The sequence below is a fragment of the Clostridium sp. UBA5712 genome (assembly GCF_002419845.1).
In the GTDB taxonomy this organism is placed as follows: Bacteria; Bacillota; Clostridia; order Clostridiales; family Clostridiaceae; genus Clostridium_J; species Clostridium_J sulfidigenes.
In genome coordinates this window covers 24566-44681 of sequence record NZ_DIGW01000010.1, presented here as the reverse complement: position 1 = coordinate 44681, position 20116 = coordinate 24566, and the positions used below count along the sequence as shown (strand labels likewise).

Below are 20116 nucleotides of genomic sequence, written 5' to 3'. Positions count from 1 at the left end.
ATCTATGGAGTTATTGAGTTTTATATCTCTAAGGATACTAGTTGTCTTTAGAGATTTTTTTATAGTATGAAAGCTTTAGATTTTCAGATAAATATTATATAAGTTTTATAAATTAAGGAGAGATTGATATGAGTACAAAAATAACAAAGCCTAGTATATTGCCAGGATTTATGGAGCTTACTCCAAGAGAGCAAGTAGCCTTTAATAATGTTTATGATGTCATTAGAAGAAATTATGAGTCTTTTGGATTTCTACCTATAGACACTCCTATAATTGAAAAAAGTGAAGTATTACTTGCTAAAACTGGTGGAGACACAGAAAAGCAAATATATACTTTAACTAAGGGTAGTACAGAGATGGCATTAAGATTTGACTTAACAGTACCACTTGCACGTTATGTAGCTCAACACATGGAAGAAATAGCCTTTCCATTTAAAAGATATCAAATTGGAAAAGTTTATAGAGGTGAGAGGAATCAGAGGGGTAGATTTAGAGAATTTTATCAGTGTGATGTAGATGTAATTGGAAATGGAGCATTAAGCATAGTAAATGATGCTCAGATTCCTAGTACTATATATAAAATATTTAAAGAGTTAGGCTTTGATAACTTTAAAATAAGAATTAATAATAGAAAAATCCTAGATGGATTTTTAAGAAGTTTAAATATAGATAATTATATAGAGGTATTAAGAGTTGTAGATAAAATTGAAAAGATTGGAGAAGCCAAGGTCAGAGAAGAATTAGAGGAATATATAAAAACCAGTGAAGGAATAGATGAGGTTATTAAATTTATAACTATAGAAGGTAGCAATGAGGAGAAGATTCAGTTCTTAAAAAATAGTTCAGTGACCAACGAAAGATTTTTAGAAGGTGTTGAAGAATTAGAAACTGTAAATAAGTATATAAAAGCTTTTGGAATTCCTGATAAAAATTATGTAGTTGACTTTAAGATAACTAGAGGATTAGATTATTATACTGGAACAGTATATGAAACATTCTTAGATGATTATCCAGAATTTGGTTCAGTGTGTTCAGGTGGTAGATATGATGATTTAGCCCAGTTTTATACGGATAAGAAGCTTCCTGGAGTTGGTATATCTATTGGATTAACAAGATTATTCTGGAGTTTTATGGAAAGTAATATTATAGATTTAGATAGTAATTCACTTATAGATGTTTTAGTGATACCAATGGATGAAGATTTTGATTATGGTATTGAAGTTTGTAATCAATTAAGAAAATCTAAAGTTAAGGTTGATATTTACCTTGAAGGTGGAAAGTTTGCTAAAAAAATGAAATATGCAAATAAATTAGCTATACCATATGTTATTATCATTGGAGAAGATGAGAAAACATCTAATAAAATACTTTTGAAAAATATGGAAAATGGTGAGCAACAATTAGTATCTACAGAAGAATGTATTTCAATTTTAAATAGTAGATAATTATAATGGTAGTATTAAAATCTAATAAATGATATAACATTTTTAGTATAAAAATGATTAGAGTCAATTAACTCTAATCATTTTTTATTTAAGTATTATTTAAATGCTTTTATATATGAAGACATTATGTATTCTCCAACTTTAAGATTATGTCCCCACTTTTCCTCATATTCATTAGGAACGGCTTTAGTAGTTATATTAATTTCTTTAAAACCTGAGTTTTTTAAGTATACTTCTAATTCTTCAACTGAAGAAGCACCGGTAACTCACCCACAATATAAAGATTCATCCGCCTTCATGTCCTCTGTAAGTTCCCTCATTAAAACTATATCAGAAATTGCAATACGTCCACCAGGTTTTAGAACTCTATATATTTCATCATAAACCCTTTGTTTATTTGGAGATAGATTTATAACACAGTTAGAAATAACTACATCTACAATGTTGTCTGCTACAGGTAAGTTTTCAATTTCGCCAAGTCTAAAATCTATATTTTTATAGCCGTTTTGAGAGGCTGCCATTCGAGCTTTTCTTAACATTTCATGAGTCATATCAACTCCAATTACAAAACCCGTAGGACCAACTTTTTTTGAAGCTAGAAAACAATCAAATCCACCGCCACTTCCCAAATCTAAAACAGTTTCATTAGGACTTAAGTTAGATATAGAAAGAGGATTACCACAGCCAAGTCCCATATTTACTCCTGAAGGTACAGAGTTTATTTCTTCTTCAGAGTACCCTATTTTATTTGAAATTTCTACTGCGGACTTTTTAAGAGATATTTTACTAGTGCTGCAGCAACTATTTTTATCTATCTTTCCGAGAGCTATGTTTTTATAGCTTTCACGAACAGCATTTTTTATTAGTAAGTTTTTATTTGGATTCATATAAAACTCTCCTTAATTATTTATTAAATAGTAGGGTAAGCAATAATTAGTATATTATGCATTTTATTATACTATATAAAATGGCTTATTTATACTTAGTAGTAGATAAAATGGATTAATATATAATAAATCAATGTGATTTTAAATCATAATTTGATTATAAAATCAATGAATATATAGTTAACAAAATATAAATTTTAAATAAAATTAAGAATAATTAGGTATACGAAGTTAAAATTTTTGTTATACTTTATTTTCGAAATAATGTAGATATTTGGATTATTATGGATTTACATGTTGAAAAAATATCAAATATATGGATAAAAAAACAATAAAAAGTATTTTTATGTAATAGAATAGTGTTTATGGAAGAAAAATCAGATAATTTTTTTATTGAAATAAATTCTTATACTGTTAATATATTCTTAAAAGTATATAAAATAATTAACATAAGTTAATAAGTTTATATACATATCATATAAGGTTAAGAAAATTATATATCAAGGGGGTAATTTAATGAACTTTAAAAAGGGCATATCTGTTGGACTAGCTCTATCTTTAGTGTTAGGTTCAACAATGACAGCGTTTGCTTCTCCTAATGAACTAGTTAAGTCTTTGGGAGAAAGTAAAGAAAAACTAATGGTATTACAGGCTCAGATAAAACAAGAGCCAGCACTTCAAACAATTAAAGACTCTGATGAAGTTAGAGTTATAGTAGAGTTAGACAGTGAGGCAGTACTTGAAAAGGCTACTAAAAAGGGGATAAAACTTGATGAAATGAGTAAATTTGAAGTTGGTAAACTTCAAAGCCAAGTTTTAAAAGAACAACGATCATTACAAAGTAAAATCAGTTCTAAAGGAATTAAATTTGAAGTTATAAATAGCTTTACTAATGTAGCTAATGGATTTAGTATGAAAACTACATTAGGACAAGCTAAAAATCTTGAAAGTATGGCTGGAATTAAGTCAGTTACTATTGCTAATGAATATGAAAGACCAGAGCCTATGATGAATAATAGTGGTGAAATCATAAAAACGGAGCAAACCTGGGCTAGTGGATACAATGGAGAAGGTACAGTAGTAGCAGTTATTGATACTGGTGTGGATTCAACACATAAAGATATGGTTCTTACAGATAAAAATAAAGCTGAACTTCAAGCAGATGAAGTACAAGCTATATCTAAGGAAAAGAAATTACTAGGTACCTATAGAACCTCAAAGGTTCCTTATGGATACAACTACATGGATAATAATCAAGAAATCTTAGATTTAGGTCCAGATGCTTCAATGCATGGAATGCACGTTGCAGGAACAGTAGGAGCTAATGGAGATACTAGCAAGGATGGAATTAAGGGCGTTGCTCCGGAAGCACAAATTCTTGCAATGAAGGTATTTGGTAATGACCCAGCTATGGCGTCTACCTTTGGTGATGTTATAGTTAAGGCTATAGATGATTCAGTACTTCTTGGCGCAGATGTTATTAATATGAGTTTAGGTTCAACGGCATCCTTTGTAGATGATACAGATTTAGAGCAAGTTGCTGTTAATAGAGCTGTTGATAATGGTGTAGTTATGGCATTATCAGCAGGAAATGCTAATGTGTTTGGAAATGGGCATGATAATCCATATGCAGAAAATCCTGACTACGGTGTTGTTGGTTCTCCAGGGTTAGCAACAGATTCTCTTCAAGTAGCATCTATAGAAAACAATGTTGTTACTGGATATGGACTAGAATTTTCAATTGGTGGAGAAAAGAATATAGCTCCATATGCTTCATCAGGAACAGATATTTTATCTGTATTTAAAGGAAAAGAACTTAAAGCTGTAGATTGTGGATTAGGTGGATTACCAGAACACTTCCCAGCAGAAGTAAAAGGTAATTTAGCTTTGATCGAGCGTGGTGGTTATAATTTTACAGATAAAATAGCTAATGCTGAAGCAGCAGGCGCTAGTGCAGTTATAGTTTATAATAATGCTAGTGGTGGAGAAGGACTTATAAGTATGATGTATCCAGAGGGGGGTACAATTCCAGCGTTATTTATAGGGAATTCATTTGGTGCTAAAATTGCTACACAACTAAAAACTTCAGAAGTTAAGGTTGTAGCAAATGGTAATACTATATCAGTTCCTAATACAGTTAAAGGAAGCATGTCAGATTTTACATCTTGGGGAACTACTCCAGATTTAGAGTTTAAACCTGAAATTACTGCACCTGGTGGTAATATATGGTCAACACTTAATAATAATAAATATGGAAACATGAGTGGTACATCTATGGCTTCACCACATGTAGCAGGTGGATCAGCATTAGTACTTCAAAGAGTAGATAAAGACTTTAAATTAACTGGTGAAGCAAGAGCTAAAATGGCTAAAAAGTTAATGATGAGTACAGCCGTAGCTCATGTAGACAATGGAGCAAATCAGGCAGAAGGAGTTGTTGCAGGACCCAACTATACATCACCTAGAAGACAGGGTGCTGGAATTATGGATCTTCAAGCGTCTACTACTACACCAGCTATAGTTACAGATACAACTACTGGTGAATGTAAGGTCAATTTAAAAGAAATTAAAGATAATAAAGCTACATTTACTATAGAAGTTCAGAACTTTAGTGACAAAGAATTAACTTATAATGTGGCAGGTACTGTTCAAACAGATTTAATGTATAAAGGATATACACTTTTAGAAGCACAAAATATAATTAATAAAGATACTAAAAAATTCCCAATATCTTTTAGTAATAATACAATTAAAGTAGCTAAAAATGGAAAAGCTCAACTTACTGCTACTGTGGATTTAAGCAATACTATAACAGCATTTAATAAAGCATCCATTGAAGATGTTTTTGTAAATGGTGGATATGTTGAGGGATTTGTAACTTTATCTGATCCTACAGATACAAACCCAACTTTAAGTATTCCATATCTAGGATTTAAGGGAGCATGGGATAAAGCTCCAGCTATAGATGCATCAATCTATGAAACAGAAAGAGATTCTTTCTATGGAGTTACATCTATAGTAAATAGTGATTTAGATTTCCTAGGTGTAGATTTATCAGGTAAAAATACAGATGGTAATAAAGTTGCATTCTCACCAAATGGTGATGGTGCAAATGATGCAATATTACCTATTCTTTCTTACTTAAGAAATATGAAGGAATTGGATATAGAAGTATTAGATAAAGATGGAAAAGTTATAAGAAATTTAACTCAAGATTTCAATGTAAGAAAGCATTACCATGATGGAAAATACGATAAGTATAGTATCCGCAAAGATGCTACTTGGGATGGAACTGTTAACAATAAGGTAGTTGCAGATGGTGCATATACTTATAGAGTTAAAGCAAAAGTAGATTATGATAATGCTAAATGGCAAAACTTTGACTTTAAGGTAAATGTTGATACAAAGGCACCTGCAGTTAATAAAGTTAATTATGATAAAGATACTAAACAACTAGAAGTAATTGCAGAAGATAATAATAAGGGACATGTTTATAAATATGTACTTATTAGTGATGGTAAAGCATTAGAAGAAAATGCAACAGGAAAATTTGATTTAAGCAAGTTAGATTATAAAAAGTGTTCTGTAGAAGTTTATGATTATGCACAAAATAAAACGTCTACTAAAGTAACAGAAGCAACTACAGGAGAATATAAGGAGCCTACAGGAGCAGCACAAGGAGATACTACAATTCCTACAGTGATGGTTGAAGGACCAGAATTCTTTGGAGTATCAAAGAGTGGTAAAGTAGTTGTTGAAGGTACCGTAAAGGATGCTTCAGCTATAGCAGAGTTTACTGTAAATGGAAAGAATGTACCATTAACCTTTGATACTCATAGTGGTCTTTGGAATTTCTCAACTGAAGTAGAATTAAAAGATGGATATCATAGCATTATGGTTGCTGCGAGAGATGCTGCAAATAATAAAATAGAATTTGCTCATAAAATATTTGTAGATACTACAGCACCAGTAGTTAACCTTGCAGCTGTACCATCTGAAACTACTAAAGATTCAGTAATTATTTCTGGTAAAATAAACGATAACCTACCAAGCTTAAAAGTTAAGGTAAATGGTAATGTTGTTAAAACAATAGCACCAGATTGGTCATACTTTAATGATTTAGAAAGTGCTAAATATGATTTAGCTTATGAAGTAAAATTAGCTGAAGGTGAAAATAAAATTTCTGTTGAAGCTATAGATGATGCAGGAAATACAACTGTTAAGGAAATAACTGTTAAAAAGGTTAAAAAGATTGTTGAGTCTACTGGTAGATTATATGGAAAAGATAGATATGCAACAGCAGTAGAAGTTAGTAAGACTGGTTGGAAAAAGTCTGATATGGCTGTAATAGCTAATGGAACAGCATATGCTGATGCTTTAGTAGCAGCACCTCTTGCAGCAAACTACGACGCACCAATACTATTAACTGAAGTTGGTAAATTAACTGAAGCTACAAAGACTGAATTAAAGAGATTAGGTGTTAAAACGGTTTATGTAGTAGGTGGAACAGGTGTTGTATCTGAAGCTACAGTTAAAGAGATGGCTAAGATGGGAATTGATGTAGTAAGATTAGGTGGAGCAAATAGATATGAAACTTCACTAGCAGTGGCTACACAGATAGATAGACAAAAGAATGTTGAAAATATCTATGTAGTAGGTGGATATGCTCCAGCAGATGCAGTAACTATTTCATCTAAAGCAGCTACAGATAAGACTCCAATAATATTAGTTGATACTAAAAAGATTCCTGAGAAAGTATTATCATGGCTTAAAAATCAAAAACTTAAATCAGCTTATGTTATAGGTGGAGAAGGTGTAGTTAAGAACTCAGTTATGAAAGATTTAAATAAAATCACATCTGAGGATATAGCTAAAAATAGAATAGGAGGAGCAGATAGATACGAAACTAATGCATTAGTTATAGAAAAATTATTTGCAAAAGAGCAAAAAAATATGTATGTAACTGAAAGTATGAAGTTAGTAGATTCTCTAGTAGTTGCACCTCTAGCAGCTAAAACAGGTTCACCAGTTATAATAACTAATTCTAATTTATCTGATAAACAAAAGTCTTTAGCAGATAAGATGTTAGTTAAGAAAGTAGTAGAAGTGGGTGGAGAAGTTAGTAAAACTGCTGTGCAAGATTTAGCAAATAGAATAAATAATAAGTAAAATAAAGATAATAGTAAAATATCCTAGGTAGTAATGCCTAGGATGTTTTTTATGTAAAATATGAATATATTGCAATTATTTATATTTTAGTACACGTATATGTTTAAAAATCCCAAAATATAAATCGCATACGATATAAATATTTTTTTAATGTAGTAAAAGTGAGAAATACAAAGAAAAAATCCTCTTGAAATAAATGAATATAATGTTAAAATATTCTTATAAATGTAAAATTTTACATTAAAAAATGTATAGGGGGGATATGTATGAAAAGTGATAGGTTAAGGCGTATCATGGCAGGAATTTTTACTATTATCGTAATGACCACTTCTGTATTTACTACAAATGGATTTGTAGCATATGCGGATAATAATGAATTGCATATTGATGTCAGTAGAGCGCATTCAATTACTAGAGGGGAAAAAACAATATTAAGTGCTATAACAGATTCTCAGTCAAGCAGTGAATTGGATCCACTATATAAATCTGATGATGAGGTAACTATTATTGTTGAATTAGAGGACAAGCCTTTAATTGAATATTATTCAGCAGAGAAGACATCTGATAATGTATCATCTTTTATCACGTCAGCAAAATCTCAAGGAATTAATAACAAATTATTGAAAGAACAAGAAGTTGTAACGAAAAGAATTTTGAAAGAAGTTCCTATAGTTGTGGAACAAGAATACACTGTGGTAATGAATGGATTTTCCTTAACTGCTAAATACGGTGATTTAGATACCATTAAGGCAGTTAAAGGAGTAAAAAATGCATTTGTTTCAACAATTCACTATTTACCAGAACCAGAAGTTGGGCATGAACCGACTATGAAAAATAGTAGTGAAATTATTAGTTCTAATGAGGCTAATAAAGCAGGATATACAGGTAAAAATATGGTTGTTGCAGTGTTAGACACTGGACTAGATGTTAATCACGAAGCGTTTAAAAATAGTCCAGAAGACATAAAGTACACAGAAACTGAAATTACTGATCTTATGAATTCTAAATATACAAATGCAAAGGGTAAGATATATAAGAGTGAGAAGATTCCTTTTGCCTATGATTATGCAGATAAAGATAATGATGTAAAGGATTTACAAAGTCATGGTACTCATGTAGCTGGAACAGTAGGGGCTAATGGTGAAAATTTAACTGGAGTTGCTCCAGATGCACAACTTATGATTATGAAAGTATTTAGTGATAAGTCTAGTGGGGCAAGAGATAGTGATATTTTAGCAGCATTAAACGATGCAGTAGCATTAGGTGCAGATGCAATTAATATGAGTCTTGGTTCAGGGGCTGGATTTACAGCAGAAGCTGAAGAGGTAATTAATAAAACCTATGATAGAGTAGCAGAAGCAGGAATAAATTTAATGTGTGCAGCAGGAAATGACTATAGCTCAAGTTATAATTCTAATTTAGGAATAGATCTTCCATTAGTATCTAATCCAGATAATTCTATGGTGGGATCTCCATCAACCTATAATGCTGCCACATCAGTTGCAAGTATTAATAATAGCAAAATAATTGGAGCATATATATTAGCGGATGAAACAAAAATAAGATATACAGATGCAAATGAGGGAACTAGTAAAGAATTTAATTCTCTTGAAGGTGAATCAGTAGAATATGTAGTTATTCCAGGTATTGGCACAGTAGATGATTTTAAAAATATTGATGTAAAGGGTAAAATAGTTCTAGTAAAACGTGGAACCATAACTTTTACAGAGAAAGAGACTAATGCTGTTACTGCAGGAGCATCAGGAGTTATTGTTTATGACAATGCTCCAGGAAACCTATTAAATATGAAGACTGATGGTAAAATACCAGCTATTTTTATTTCAAAGGAACATGGTGAAATCCTCGTTAATAAGTCAGAAAAAAACATTTCTATATCAAAATCATACAAGGAAGCCTTTGATTCAATTTCCAAAGGTCAAATGTCTGACTTTTCATCTTGGGGTGTAAGTCCAGATTTGAAATTAAAACCAGAAATAACAGCTCCGGGAGGAGACATATACTCTACATTACCAGGAGGAGTTTATGGTTCAATGAGTGGTACATCAATGGCTACCCCTCATATGGCTGGTGCTTCTAGCTTAGTGAGACAATATATAAATGAAAAGTTTCCTTCTTTAACAATGAAGGAGAAAGAATTATTAGCAACACAATTGTTGATGAGTACATCAATTCCTGCAACTGATCCAGATGGCGTTGCATATTCACCACGTAAACAAGGTTCTGGAGTTGCTAATATTTATAGTGCTGTAAAAACATCAGCATACTTAATTGGAAGTGATGGAAAACCAAAGGCTGAATTGGGTGATAGTACATCAGGTGAATATTCTTTCAAATTTAGTGTAAAGAACACATCAGATTTGCCAGTTAAGTATACTGTAGATACTACAGTTTTAACAGAAAAAATATTGGCTACAGATGAAGGCAAATTCTTTGCACAAGCTTCTGAAGAATTAGATGCATCTAAGGTAAGTGTTACATTAGAAGGAGTAGAGGGAAATATTATAACAGTAGATGGAGGAAAAACAGAATCTATAAGTATTTCTTTAAAACTTACTGATAGTGCAAAGAAAGATTTAAAAGTCTGTAATAATGGAACTTTCATTGATGGTTTTGTTACACTTATATCTGAAAATACGGATAAGATTAATTTGAATTTTCCATTTGTAGGCTTCTATGGAGATTGGCAAGCTATACCAATATTTGATAACGATTTATACGATGATGAAACAGCAGCTATGTATGAAACTACTCTTGGATATTTCAATAGAACTACTTGGAAAGGAAGTTACCTAGGGGTAAATCTTTTTAATGGGAAGGATAAACCTGTAATAGCTGATGAAAATAAGATTGCTATAGGACCAAATATTAACGGCTCTTATTCTGTAAATGCAGTAGTTGGATTATTGAGAAATGCAGAAGAAGTAAGTTACACAGTAACTGATAGCAAAGGCAATGAAGTTTATAAAAATAAGGCTGGAAAAGAAACTAAATCCTTCTATGATGGAGATAGTGGTAGCATTACCTATGCAGTAGATGGTGCTGGTTGGGATAGTATGAATAGTAAGGGAAATAAGCCTCTTGAGGATGGAGTTTATACTTATAAAATAAGCGGAATACCAATAGGGGGGGGGGAAAAGGATTTACAAGAGATTAAATTCCCAGTTACAATTGATACACAAGAACCAGAATTGATAAATACAAAAATTCAAACAATTGATGGAGTAAAATATCTAACTATAACTTTAAAAGATAATCATTACTTACAAGGTATGCAATTAGTAGATGAAAAAGGAGATCCTTTAACAGAAATTATTGTGTTAGATAAAGATAAAACAGGAAGTGAATATGACCAAATATTTAAGATAGGTGACTTAAATATGGAATCAGTAAAAGTCGTGGCCGTGGATTATGCTATGAATTTCCTAGAAACTGATTCTATTGCATTATCTGAGGGAGATATTGCCCCTGAAAGTGTAACCTTGAAGGATAGAAATCTTGAATTGGCAGAAGGCTCAGAATTTCAAATGAGTGCTAAAGTAAATCCTTATAATTCAAAGGATAAGACTTTAACATGGTCCTCTTCTAATGAAGATGTTGCAACAATAAGTGAAACCGGTTATGTTAAGGCTCTGACTAAAGGTGAAACCACAATTACAGTTTCTACAGTAAATGGAAAAACAGATTCTACTACATTAAAAGTTGTAGATAAAGATGAACTCACTACTGAATTAAAAGCGCCATATATAATTTATAATGATGGTAATTATAAACTTCCAGTAGATTTATTAGATAAAACAGTTGTAATAAAAGATACAGCAAAATCAGTATCTATTGTTGGAAATAATACAAATACAAATATGAATCCATATTCTGGCGTAGACATAAGCTGTGAGGGAAATGTAGACCTTGTAATAAATAATTTCAATACAAAAGTAACTTCATTCTTTAAAAATGCAATTGAATTTAAAGGAGCTAAGAATACTTTAACATTAAAAGGTGATAATACCCTTACAAGTGTATCTGAGTACTCAGATAGAGCTATTATAAGTGCAGCTTATGGTACAGAGCTTGAAATATTAGGTAAGGGTAAATTAAACGTAATAGCATCAAAAAATAATTATGGAGCATGTATTGGTGGCGGAAGTTCAGAGAAAATTATGGATTCTGGTACAATAAATATAAGTGATGGTGTTATTAATGCTACTACCTATGGAGCAGGTGCAGCCATAGGCGGTGGATATGGCGGTATTGCTACTAATATAAATATAAGTGGTGGTAAGGTAACAGCTATTGCAGATGTTAAGAGCTATAATGGATCAGCAACTATAGGTAGTGGATCAGGAGCTGAAAATATTGATAAATTACCTGGAACAATTAAAGTTACTGGTGGTGAAATTAAAGCAATTAACTGTAGTAATGGCGCGACTATAGGTGATTGTAGTATGGGTAAGACAGATTACAATATATTAGTTTCAGGTGGTAGTTTAAGCGCTGAATCAAATAGCAAGAGTACCTTAACTGCTGGAGCAGCCATAGGTTCAGGTGTTTCAGCTAAAGGTAAAATATCAATAAATATTTCAGGTGGTGTAGTAAATGCTACAACTACAAGTAGAGGTGCTGCCATAGGTGGAGGCTCTAAAAGTGAAGCTGGAACTATAAATATTGAAGGTGGTACCATTACTGCAACTTCAAGTAGTTATGGTGCAGCTATAGGTAGTGGTTATAGTGGTAAGAAACAAGATATAACCATATTAAAGGGTACAATAAAAGCTACAGCAACAGATAAAGGACAAGCAATAGGTAAAGGTGAAGGTGGAGAAGAGTGCACATTAAAAGGAATAAATGATTTAACTCCTTATATAGCAACAATTTCAGCACCTAATGTAACAAATGTTAAGGTTGATGGTGTAGATTGGAATATAACAAAAGGACATGAAGAAGACGAAAATATTTATTTATATCTAGTAGATAAAACTGAGCCATACAAAGTAGAAGTTTTAGCAGATGGTGTAAATAAGATGTTCCTTGTAACAGTAAAGGATGGTAAGACTAGTGTTGAAGAAATAGATATTACTCCTCCAAAAACTCCAACTATAGCTGAAGAGAATGGGTTAGTAACATTAACAGCAGCAGATGAAGATACAACAAAAATGGAATATAGTTTAGATAATAAAACCTGGGCTGTTTATACAGAACCAGTAAAAGTTGATGAAAAAGCAACAATATATGTAAGAGCTATAGACAAGGCAGGGAATATAAGTGAACTAGGAAAGTATACAGTGCCGGATAGGACAGCACCAGGAGTTCCTAAAATAGAAGAAGAAAAAGGCTTGGTAACATTAACACCAGCAGATAAAGACACAAAAGTTATACAATATAGCTTAGATGGTAAGGAATGGAAAGAATATATTGAACCAGTACAGGTACCGGAAAAGTCAACTATTTATGTAAGAGCTATAGATGAAGCTGGTAATATTAGTGGTGTAATAACTTACACAATACCAGATATAACAGCACCGAAAGCTCCTGTTATTACTGATAAGGATGGCTTAGTAACATTAACAGCAGCAGATGAGGATACAGTGAAGATGGAATATAGCTTAGACAATAAAAACTGGGATACCTATACAGAACCAGTAGCATTAAAAGAACAAGAGACTATATATGTTAGAGCTATAGATGAAAGTGGTAATGTAAGTGCTATAGTTTCTTATACATCTCCAGATGTAACAGCACCTAAGTCTCCGATTGTAACTGAAAAATCTGGTGTAGTAACAATAAAAGCAGCAGACAAAGATACGGCGAAAATAGAATATAGCTTAGATAACAAAAACTGGACTATTTACACAGAACCAGTAAAAGTTGATGAAAAAGCAACAATATATGTAAGAGCTATAGATGGATCTGGCAATATAAGTGAATTAGCACAGTATACAGTTCCAGATAGAACAGCACCTAAGTCTCCAGTTATAACTGAGAAGGATGGTTTAATAACATTAACTGTAGCAGATAAAGATACAATAAAAATGGAATATAGCTTAGACAATAAAACATGGACTATCTATAAAGAACCAGTAAAAGTTGATGAAAAAGCAACAATATATGCAAGAGCAATAGATGAAGCTGGCAATATAAGTGAGATAGTAGAATATAAAATGACAGAGAAACCAGGAAAGCCAGAAAATCCGGAAAAACCACAAAAACCAGAGAATCCAGAAAAACCAAGTAATCCAAGTACAGGAAAACCAAGTAATCCAGGTACTCCAAGCAAACCAACAGGTAAGATACCACAAACAGGTGGTATGGTTGGAAGTGGTGTAATGGCATTAGGAGGTATAATTACCGTTGCAATTGGATCACTAGTTTTAAAAAGAAGAAAATAATTAAAATTAATAAATAAACAAAAGAAGATATAATTATAATATAAATAAAAAAGACTGAAATAGATAAATTAACTATTTCAGTCTTTTAATATGATTTAATATATAAAAATCTATTATAAGACACTATATAGGATTTAGTATTTATATCATTATATATATGGTATAATTGTATTAAAATGTTAAGGAGGATATCATGTATATAATAGTAGGGCTAAATATTTTGTTAGTTTTAATAGCGGTAATTTATATGGTGAAAAATATACTTATTAACTACAGATTATCTGAAAGTGGATTTAAAAATGGATGTATTGCCATACTTATATGTATAATAGTATGGTTTGCTGGAAATGGAGCACTTGTTGGTATAAAAATAATAGAGGCAGAGGATACTTTAGAGTACATGGTTAATAATGAAAAAGAGCTATCTGAAGAATTAGATGTAAATTTTGTTAAATTAACTATTGAAGAAGAGAAAGAATATGTTAAGAAATATTTTTTAATTTCAGGAGTAGCTTTTGTAGTTTTTGTGTTATTAACAAAGAACATATCAAAAGAAATAAGGGAAAGACCTACCACAAGCAAATGGGACTTATCTAAGTATAAATAAAAGCATATTTACAAACTCCTATGTAAAGGGTTAATATAATTATAGAAGGTTTATTAACTTTCAAAATACAAAGATGTATTATAGGGGGATTTTTAACATGGAAGGTACAATAAAAACTAAAGTAGAAAATTATACTTTAAGATTTGCTGAAGAGAAGGATATACCTTTAATTCTAAAATTTATAAAGGAATTAGCTGATTATGAAAAGCTTTTAAATGAAGTAGTTGCTACTGAAGAAATTTTAATGGAATCATTATTTGTTAGAAAGGCAGCTCAAGTAGTAATTGGTGAGTATGAAGGTATACCAGTAAGTTTTGCATTGTTTTTCCACAACTTCTCAACCTTCACAGGTAAACCAGGTTTATATTTAGAAGATTTATATGTGAGACCTGAAATGAGAGGAAAAGGAATGGGAAAAGCACTTCTTTCATTCTTAGCTAAATTAGCAGTAGAAAGAGATTGCGGTAGATTTGAATGGTGGTGTATTGATTGGAATGAACCATCAATAAAATTCTATAAGCAGCTTGGTGCAATACCAATGGATGAATGGACTGTATATAGAGTATGTGATAAAGCATTAACTAATTTGGCAGCAGAATTTTAATTCATAGCTGTATTTAAAATAATAGGTAAAATTTTAATATATTATATGATTTATATAGTAAATATTTTTATTTTTTAGCGACTATTTTATAGTCGTTATTTTTTATGAAATTTATACAATAGAAAATATATTTAATAAATTCAAAAAATTTAGAAAAAGTCATTGACATTATTTATACTAATTGTATATAATAAAAGGGTAGTAAAAATTAGTAAAACTAAATAAAACTAGAAAATAAATTTTAAAAAAGGAGGTAGGAAAATGTTAAACAATTTATTAGTAATCAGTGAAATGAATAGAAATAGAGTTAATGCTAGAGTCAATGTTGGCGCTGGCAATATTAATAGTGCATATAATCACATTTTACAATTTAATATTTGGAATATTACCCTGCCTCAGAATATAGGTTTAAAAGATTGATTTTTAACAAACTATTTTGTGAGAAAAGTCCTAGGGTAACCCGGGACTTTTTATATATTTATAAGGCTTTTAATACAATTATTTATACTAAGATAAGTAAGATATACATAAGCCTAAAATGAATTTTAATATTTAAGGATTAATTCCTTAGTATTATTCACGCTATAGATGATTTAAGTCATAGTCCTATATACCAAGAGGTATAGGACTATGACTTTTTTATTTTTATTTATATCTATAGCAAATTTATAGACAGCAGAGTTTAACATGATTGGGGATTATATGACAAAAGGGAGGAAGTATTATGACTAAGAGGTGGTTTGCAGATACTAATTTTACACATTAAAACATAAGAGGTTAATAATAATAACCACATTGAAGGAGGGATTCAAGTGAAAAAAATCTTGAGCTATGTAAAAAATCATTTAGGGGTAGCTATATTTGGTATAGTTTCAATGATTCTGGTAATTTCAGCAGATTTAACAATTCCCTATGTAACTGAAATATTTATAGATGATGTACTTCGTGGTAAAAACTATGAAATTATAAATAAAATATTGTTTATTATAGGATGTATATCATTAATAAAGTTTTTCTTTGGATATCTAAAGGAGTACTTATTTGATTATTTAGGAATAACTATTTCTAAGGAAGTAAAGGAAACTTTATTCAAGCATATTGAAGGACTGTCCTTCTCTTACTTTGACAAAGTAAACACCGGTGAATTAATGTCAAGGGTAGGGGAAGATGCAGATAATATAATGGACATTATGGGCTTTGGGTTTAGGCTTTTAATAGAAAATATAGCCTATTTTGGTATAGCTTCAGTTCTATTATTAAGGATAAGTCCAACACTTACCTTAGTAGCTCTTTCTACTATGCCAATAATAGCATATATCACCATAAAATCTGAAAAGAAGATTGATGATGTATATGACAGAATAAGTGACCACATCGCAGAGCTAAATACTACAGCACAAGAAAATATTGCTGGAGTTAAGCTAGTTAAAGCTTTTGGAAGAGAAAAACATGAAATTCTTAAATTCTTAAAATACAATTCTAAAAACTTTGATTTACAAATGGAACATACAAAGATATGGATTAAATTCTTCCCATTAGAGGAGTTCTTAGGGAATCTTTCTGTAGTTCTTGTAACCTGTGTAGGTGGTATTTTAGTAATCTACAATAAGATTACTGTAGGTCAATTGGTGGCATTCACTAGTTATCTATGGATGCTTATATGGCCAATGAGAGAATTTGGATGGCTTATGAATCTATTCTCTAGAACTAAGGCTTCAGCAGGAAAGATAAACAACATTTTAGAGGTAAGCACTACTATTGAAAATTCTAAAGAGGGAATTGTTCCACAGAATATAGAAGGTGAATTATCACTTAAAAATGTATCTTTTACCTATGGAGAAAAGAATGTATTAGATAATATAAATCTTAATATTAAAGCTGGATCTACAGTAGCTATTATGGGTACTACAGGTTCAGGAAAATCAACATTAATGGCACTCTTAGGAAGAAACTATGATGCTACAGAAGGAGAAATAACTTTAGATGGTATAAATCTTAAGGATTTAAACCTAAAATCTTTAAGAGATAGTATTTCTATAGTTCCACAAGATTCTTTTCTATTCTCTGATACCATTGAGAATAACCTTAAATATGGTAAGAACAATGCTACTAAAGAAGAACTAGAAAAGGCTGTAGAGCTTGCATGTGCAAAGGAATTTGTAGATGGACTTAAGGATGGATATGACACATTAATCGGTGAGAGAGGTCTTGGACTCTCAGGAGGTCAAAAGCAAAGATTATGTATAGCTAGAGCTTTGATAAGAGATAGCAAAATTTTAATTTTAGATGATTCAACTTCTGCTTTAGATATGGAAACAGAATATCAATTGCTTAAAAATTTATATCATGGAGACACGAAGAAGACTACCTTTATCATTGCCCATAGAATATCAGCTGTAAAAAATGCAGATATGATTTTATATATGGAGGATGGAAAAATAGTAGAGAGAGGAAATCATCAAGAACTCTTAAATAAAAAAGGTAAGTATTTTGAGATATATCAAACTCAATTTAAAGATTTCTTAGAGTTGTCAGATGAAGATGTGGCTAACTTTTAAGAGAGAAAGAAGGTGCTAGAATGGCTAAAAATTCAGTTAATCAAGACGAAAAAATTAATAGTTTAAAGGGTCGGGATATACTATTAAGATTAGTGAAATATGTAAAACCCTATAAGTTAAAAGTATCTTTAGTACTTTTTCTTATGCTTATAGTAATGGGTACAGGGCTTTTAAGCCCTATGCTTTTAAAAATTGCTATAGATAATTATATTGAAGTAAAAGATGTAGTAGGACTTATAGTTATAAGTCTAGGGTTAGTAGGAATAAATGTTATAGGTATGTATGCTAGTAAATTATCTACCTATCAAATGAATAAAACCACTCACAGTATACTGCATACTATAAGGCAAGAGCTTTATATTCATATACAAAAACTCTCATTTTCCTTTTTTGACGATAGACCAGTAGGAAAGATTTTAGCGAGAGTTGTTGGAGACGTAAACTCTCTTTCAGAGCTGTTTTCAAAATCTGTTACTACAGTTATACCACAGGCACTAAATCTTATAGCTATAGGAGTAATACTTTTTGTAATGAATGCAAAATTGGCTATAGTTTCTATAATAATTTTACCGGTACTTGCAGTTGTAGTATCTACAATGATGGTAAAAGCTAGAGCTAAATGGCAGGTATTTAGACAAAAACGTTCTAATTTAAATGGCTTTACCCATGAATCTTTTTCAGGGATAAAGATTATTCAAAACTTCACCTTTGAAGGAGAAACTACTAAGAAATTTGAAAAAGCTGTAGGTGAGGTTAGAGATGGATTTTTATCAGCAGTTAAATATAATGACTGGCTTTGGTCTTTTATAGATATGTCCTTTGGAATAAGTTCCATCATAGTGTTTTGGTATGGAGCAACCTTAACTAGACGTGGAGAAGTTTCCATTGGAACCATAATAGCTTTTATATCATATACAAGTATGTTCTGGAGACCAATCATAAATATAGCTTCTTACTACAATACATTAGTTACTAACTTTGCAGCAGCAGAGAGAATATTTGAAATTATGGATGTAGTACCAACCATTGATGAGATGGAGGGAAGTGAAGATATGCCAACTATTAAGGGAGCAGTAGAGTTTAAAAATGTTTCCTTTGAATATGAGAAAGACGTTCAGGTACTTCACAATGTAAACTTTAAAATAAGACCAGGTGAAAATATCGCCTTAGTTGGACCAACAGGGGCAGGAAAGACTACTATAACTAGTTTAATCAGTAGATTTTACGATACTACTGAAGGGGATGTTTTAATTGATGGTAAGGATGTTTCTAAGGTCAATCTTTATTCATTAAGAAGCCAAATGGGAATAATGCTTCAAGATACATTCTTATTCTCGACTTCTATTAAGGAGAATATAAGATATGGAAAATTAGATGCTACTGATGAAGAAATCATAGCAGCAGCAAAGGCCGTTAATGCCCATGATTTTATTATGAAATTAGAAAAAGGATATGACACAGAAGTTAACGAAAGAGGTTCAAGACTTTCAGTAGGACAAAGACAACTTATATCCTTTGCAAGAGCATTACTTGCAAATCCAAGAATTCTTATCCTTGATGAAGCAACATCTAATATAGATACTGCAACAGAAATATTAGTTCAAAAAGGTATAAATAAATTACTTCATGGAAGAACTTCCTTTGTAATTGCCCACAGACTTTCAACCATAAGAGACTGTGACAAAATTATGGTAGTAGATGATGGTGAAATTGTAGAGAGTGGAACCCATGAAGAATTATTAAAACTTAAAGGATTCTACTATAACTTATACATGGCTCAGTACAGCTTCTTAAATGAAGGAGCATAAGTGACCATCTAAATCTACGATTTAGATCTAGGAACTTACTCATTTGAACAAAGTGAAAAGGAGTGTCCTTGTAAATAATATAAGAAAATAAAATTTATAGCTGATTCAATGCATGATTTTAAATTAAATTTTACCTATGAGCTATGTAAATAGTTATATAGCTTCATATGAAACTATTTGTATATTTAAATAGTTTCATATATAACTAGTTAACTAGATAACTAGTTGTTCTGTTCATGCGGGTTTCAGCATTTTTTCTATATGGGAAATAGTATTAAGGCATCTTCAAAAAATAAATAAGTCAGAATGCTCGTCTATTTTGTGTTATACTGCGTCAACAGAACCCTTAGATAGTGCTACTATCTGCGGAACCTGTTTCCTTGTCTAACTCAAAATATACTTTCCATCTTTGACTTATTATTTATTTTCAGATACCTAAAATAGAACAATTAAATTCTTAAATTAGGAAGTGAGATTGAGTAATTATTAATGTTCAGATAGTTATGGTTATTTTTTTTATAATTGCCCTAACTACGTTACTGATATTAAGTTTTATCCTATTTTAAAAAAGGAATTAGACCTTATGGAATAGGAATATAGTTGATATACATAAAGATAAAATAAAGGCTAAAGA

Annotated in this window: 9 protein-coding genes; 8 read left to right on the top strand and 1 reads right to left on the bottom strand. The window is 31.1% G+C overall.

The window, feature by feature from the left end:
- Positions 1-128: 128 nt before the first annotated feature.
- Positions 129-1445 carry a histidine--tRNA ligase gene (hisS, locus tag B3B03_RS04230; protein ID WP_346847476.1) on the top strand — a complete coding sequence of 439 codons (1317 nt, stop codon included), beginning with the start codon at positions 129-131 and terminating at the stop codon, positions 1443-1445.
- A gap of 95 nt (positions 1446-1540) precedes the next feature.
- On the opposite strand, the gene arsM is transcribed toward hisS, so the two are convergent.
- A complete protein-coding gene (arsM, locus tag B3B03_RS04225; protein WP_346876549.1) occupies positions 1541-2332 on the bottom strand; it encodes an arsenite methyltransferase in 792 nt (263 codons plus the stop codon).
- 516 nt (positions 2333-2848) lie between these two features.
- Between arsM and B3B03_RS04220 the strand changes: the two genes are divergently transcribed.
- The 7 genes from B3B03_RS04220 (at position 2849) to B3B03_RS04190 (ending at position 19482) form a co-directional block, all read left to right on the top strand.
- Positions 2849-7501 carry a cell wall-binding repeat-containing protein gene (locus tag B3B03_RS04220; RefSeq protein ID WP_346876548.1) on the top strand — a complete coding sequence of 1551 codons (4653 nt, stop codon included), beginning with the start codon at positions 2849-2851 and terminating at the stop codon, positions 7499-7501.
- 266 nt (positions 7502-7767) lie between these two features.
- Complete coding sequence (locus B3B03_RS04215) at positions 7768-13905, top strand: S8 family serine peptidase (protein WP_346876547.1); 6138 nt, start codon at positions 7768-7770, stop codon at positions 13903-13905.
- A gap of 193 nt (positions 13906-14098) precedes the next feature.
- Positions 14099-14512, top strand: a complete 414-nt coding sequence (locus B3B03_RS04210) for a hypothetical protein (RefSeq protein WP_346876546.1) — start codon at positions 14099-14101, stop codon at positions 14510-14512.
- Positions 14513-14609: 97 nt separating this feature from the next.
- A complete protein-coding gene (locus tag B3B03_RS04205; RefSeq protein ID WP_346847472.1) occupies positions 14610-15116 on the top strand; it encodes a GNAT family N-acetyltransferase in 507 nt (168 codons plus the stop codon).
- Between the two features lie 261 nt (positions 15117-15377).
- Complete coding sequence (locus B3B03_RS04200; RefSeq protein WP_346847471.1) at positions 15378-15536, top strand: hypothetical protein; 159 nt, start codon at positions 15378-15380, stop codon at positions 15534-15536.
- A gap of 392 nt (positions 15537-15928) precedes the next feature.
- Positions 15929-17674 (top strand): ABC transporter ATP-binding protein, encoded by a 1746-nt coding sequence (locus B3B03_RS04195; protein ID WP_346876545.1) that lies wholly within the window; start codon positions 15929-15931, stop codon positions 17672-17674.
- Positions 17675-17694: 20 nt separating this feature from the next.
- A complete protein-coding gene (locus B3B03_RS04190; protein WP_346847469.1) occupies positions 17695-19482 on the top strand; it encodes an ABC transporter ATP-binding protein in 1788 nt (595 codons plus the stop codon).
- Positions 19483-20116: the final 634 nt, after the last annotated feature.

What these genes read in the sequence shown, in the direction of transcription:
- hisS (WP_346847476.1), top strand. Translation starts at nt 129, where the DNA reads ATGAGTACAAAAATAACAAAGCCTAGTATATTGCCAGGATTTATGGAG.
- B3B03_RS04220 (WP_346876548.1), top strand. Translation starts at nt 2,849, where the DNA reads ATGAACTTTAAAAAGGGCATATCTGTTGGACTAGCTCTATCTTTAGTG.
- B3B03_RS04205 (WP_346847472.1), top strand. Translation starts at nt 14,610, where the DNA reads ATGGAAGGTACAATAAAAACTAAAGTAGAAAATTATACTTTAAGATTT.
- B3B03_RS04210 (WP_346876546.1), top strand. Translation starts at nt 14,099, where the DNA reads ATGTATATAATAGTAGGGCTAAATATTTTGTTAGTTTTAATAGCGGTA.
- B3B03_RS04190 (WP_346847469.1), top strand. Translation starts at nt 17,695, where the DNA reads ATGGCTAAAAATTCAGTTAATCAAGACGAAAAAATTAATAGTTTAAAG.
- B3B03_RS04200 (WP_346847471.1), top strand. Translation starts at nt 15,378, where the DNA reads ATGTTAAACAATTTATTAGTAATCAGTGAAATGAATAGAAATAGAGTT.
- B3B03_RS04215 (WP_346876547.1), top strand. Translation starts at nt 7,768, where the DNA reads ATGAAAAGTGATAGGTTAAGGCGTATCATGGCAGGAATTTTTACTATT.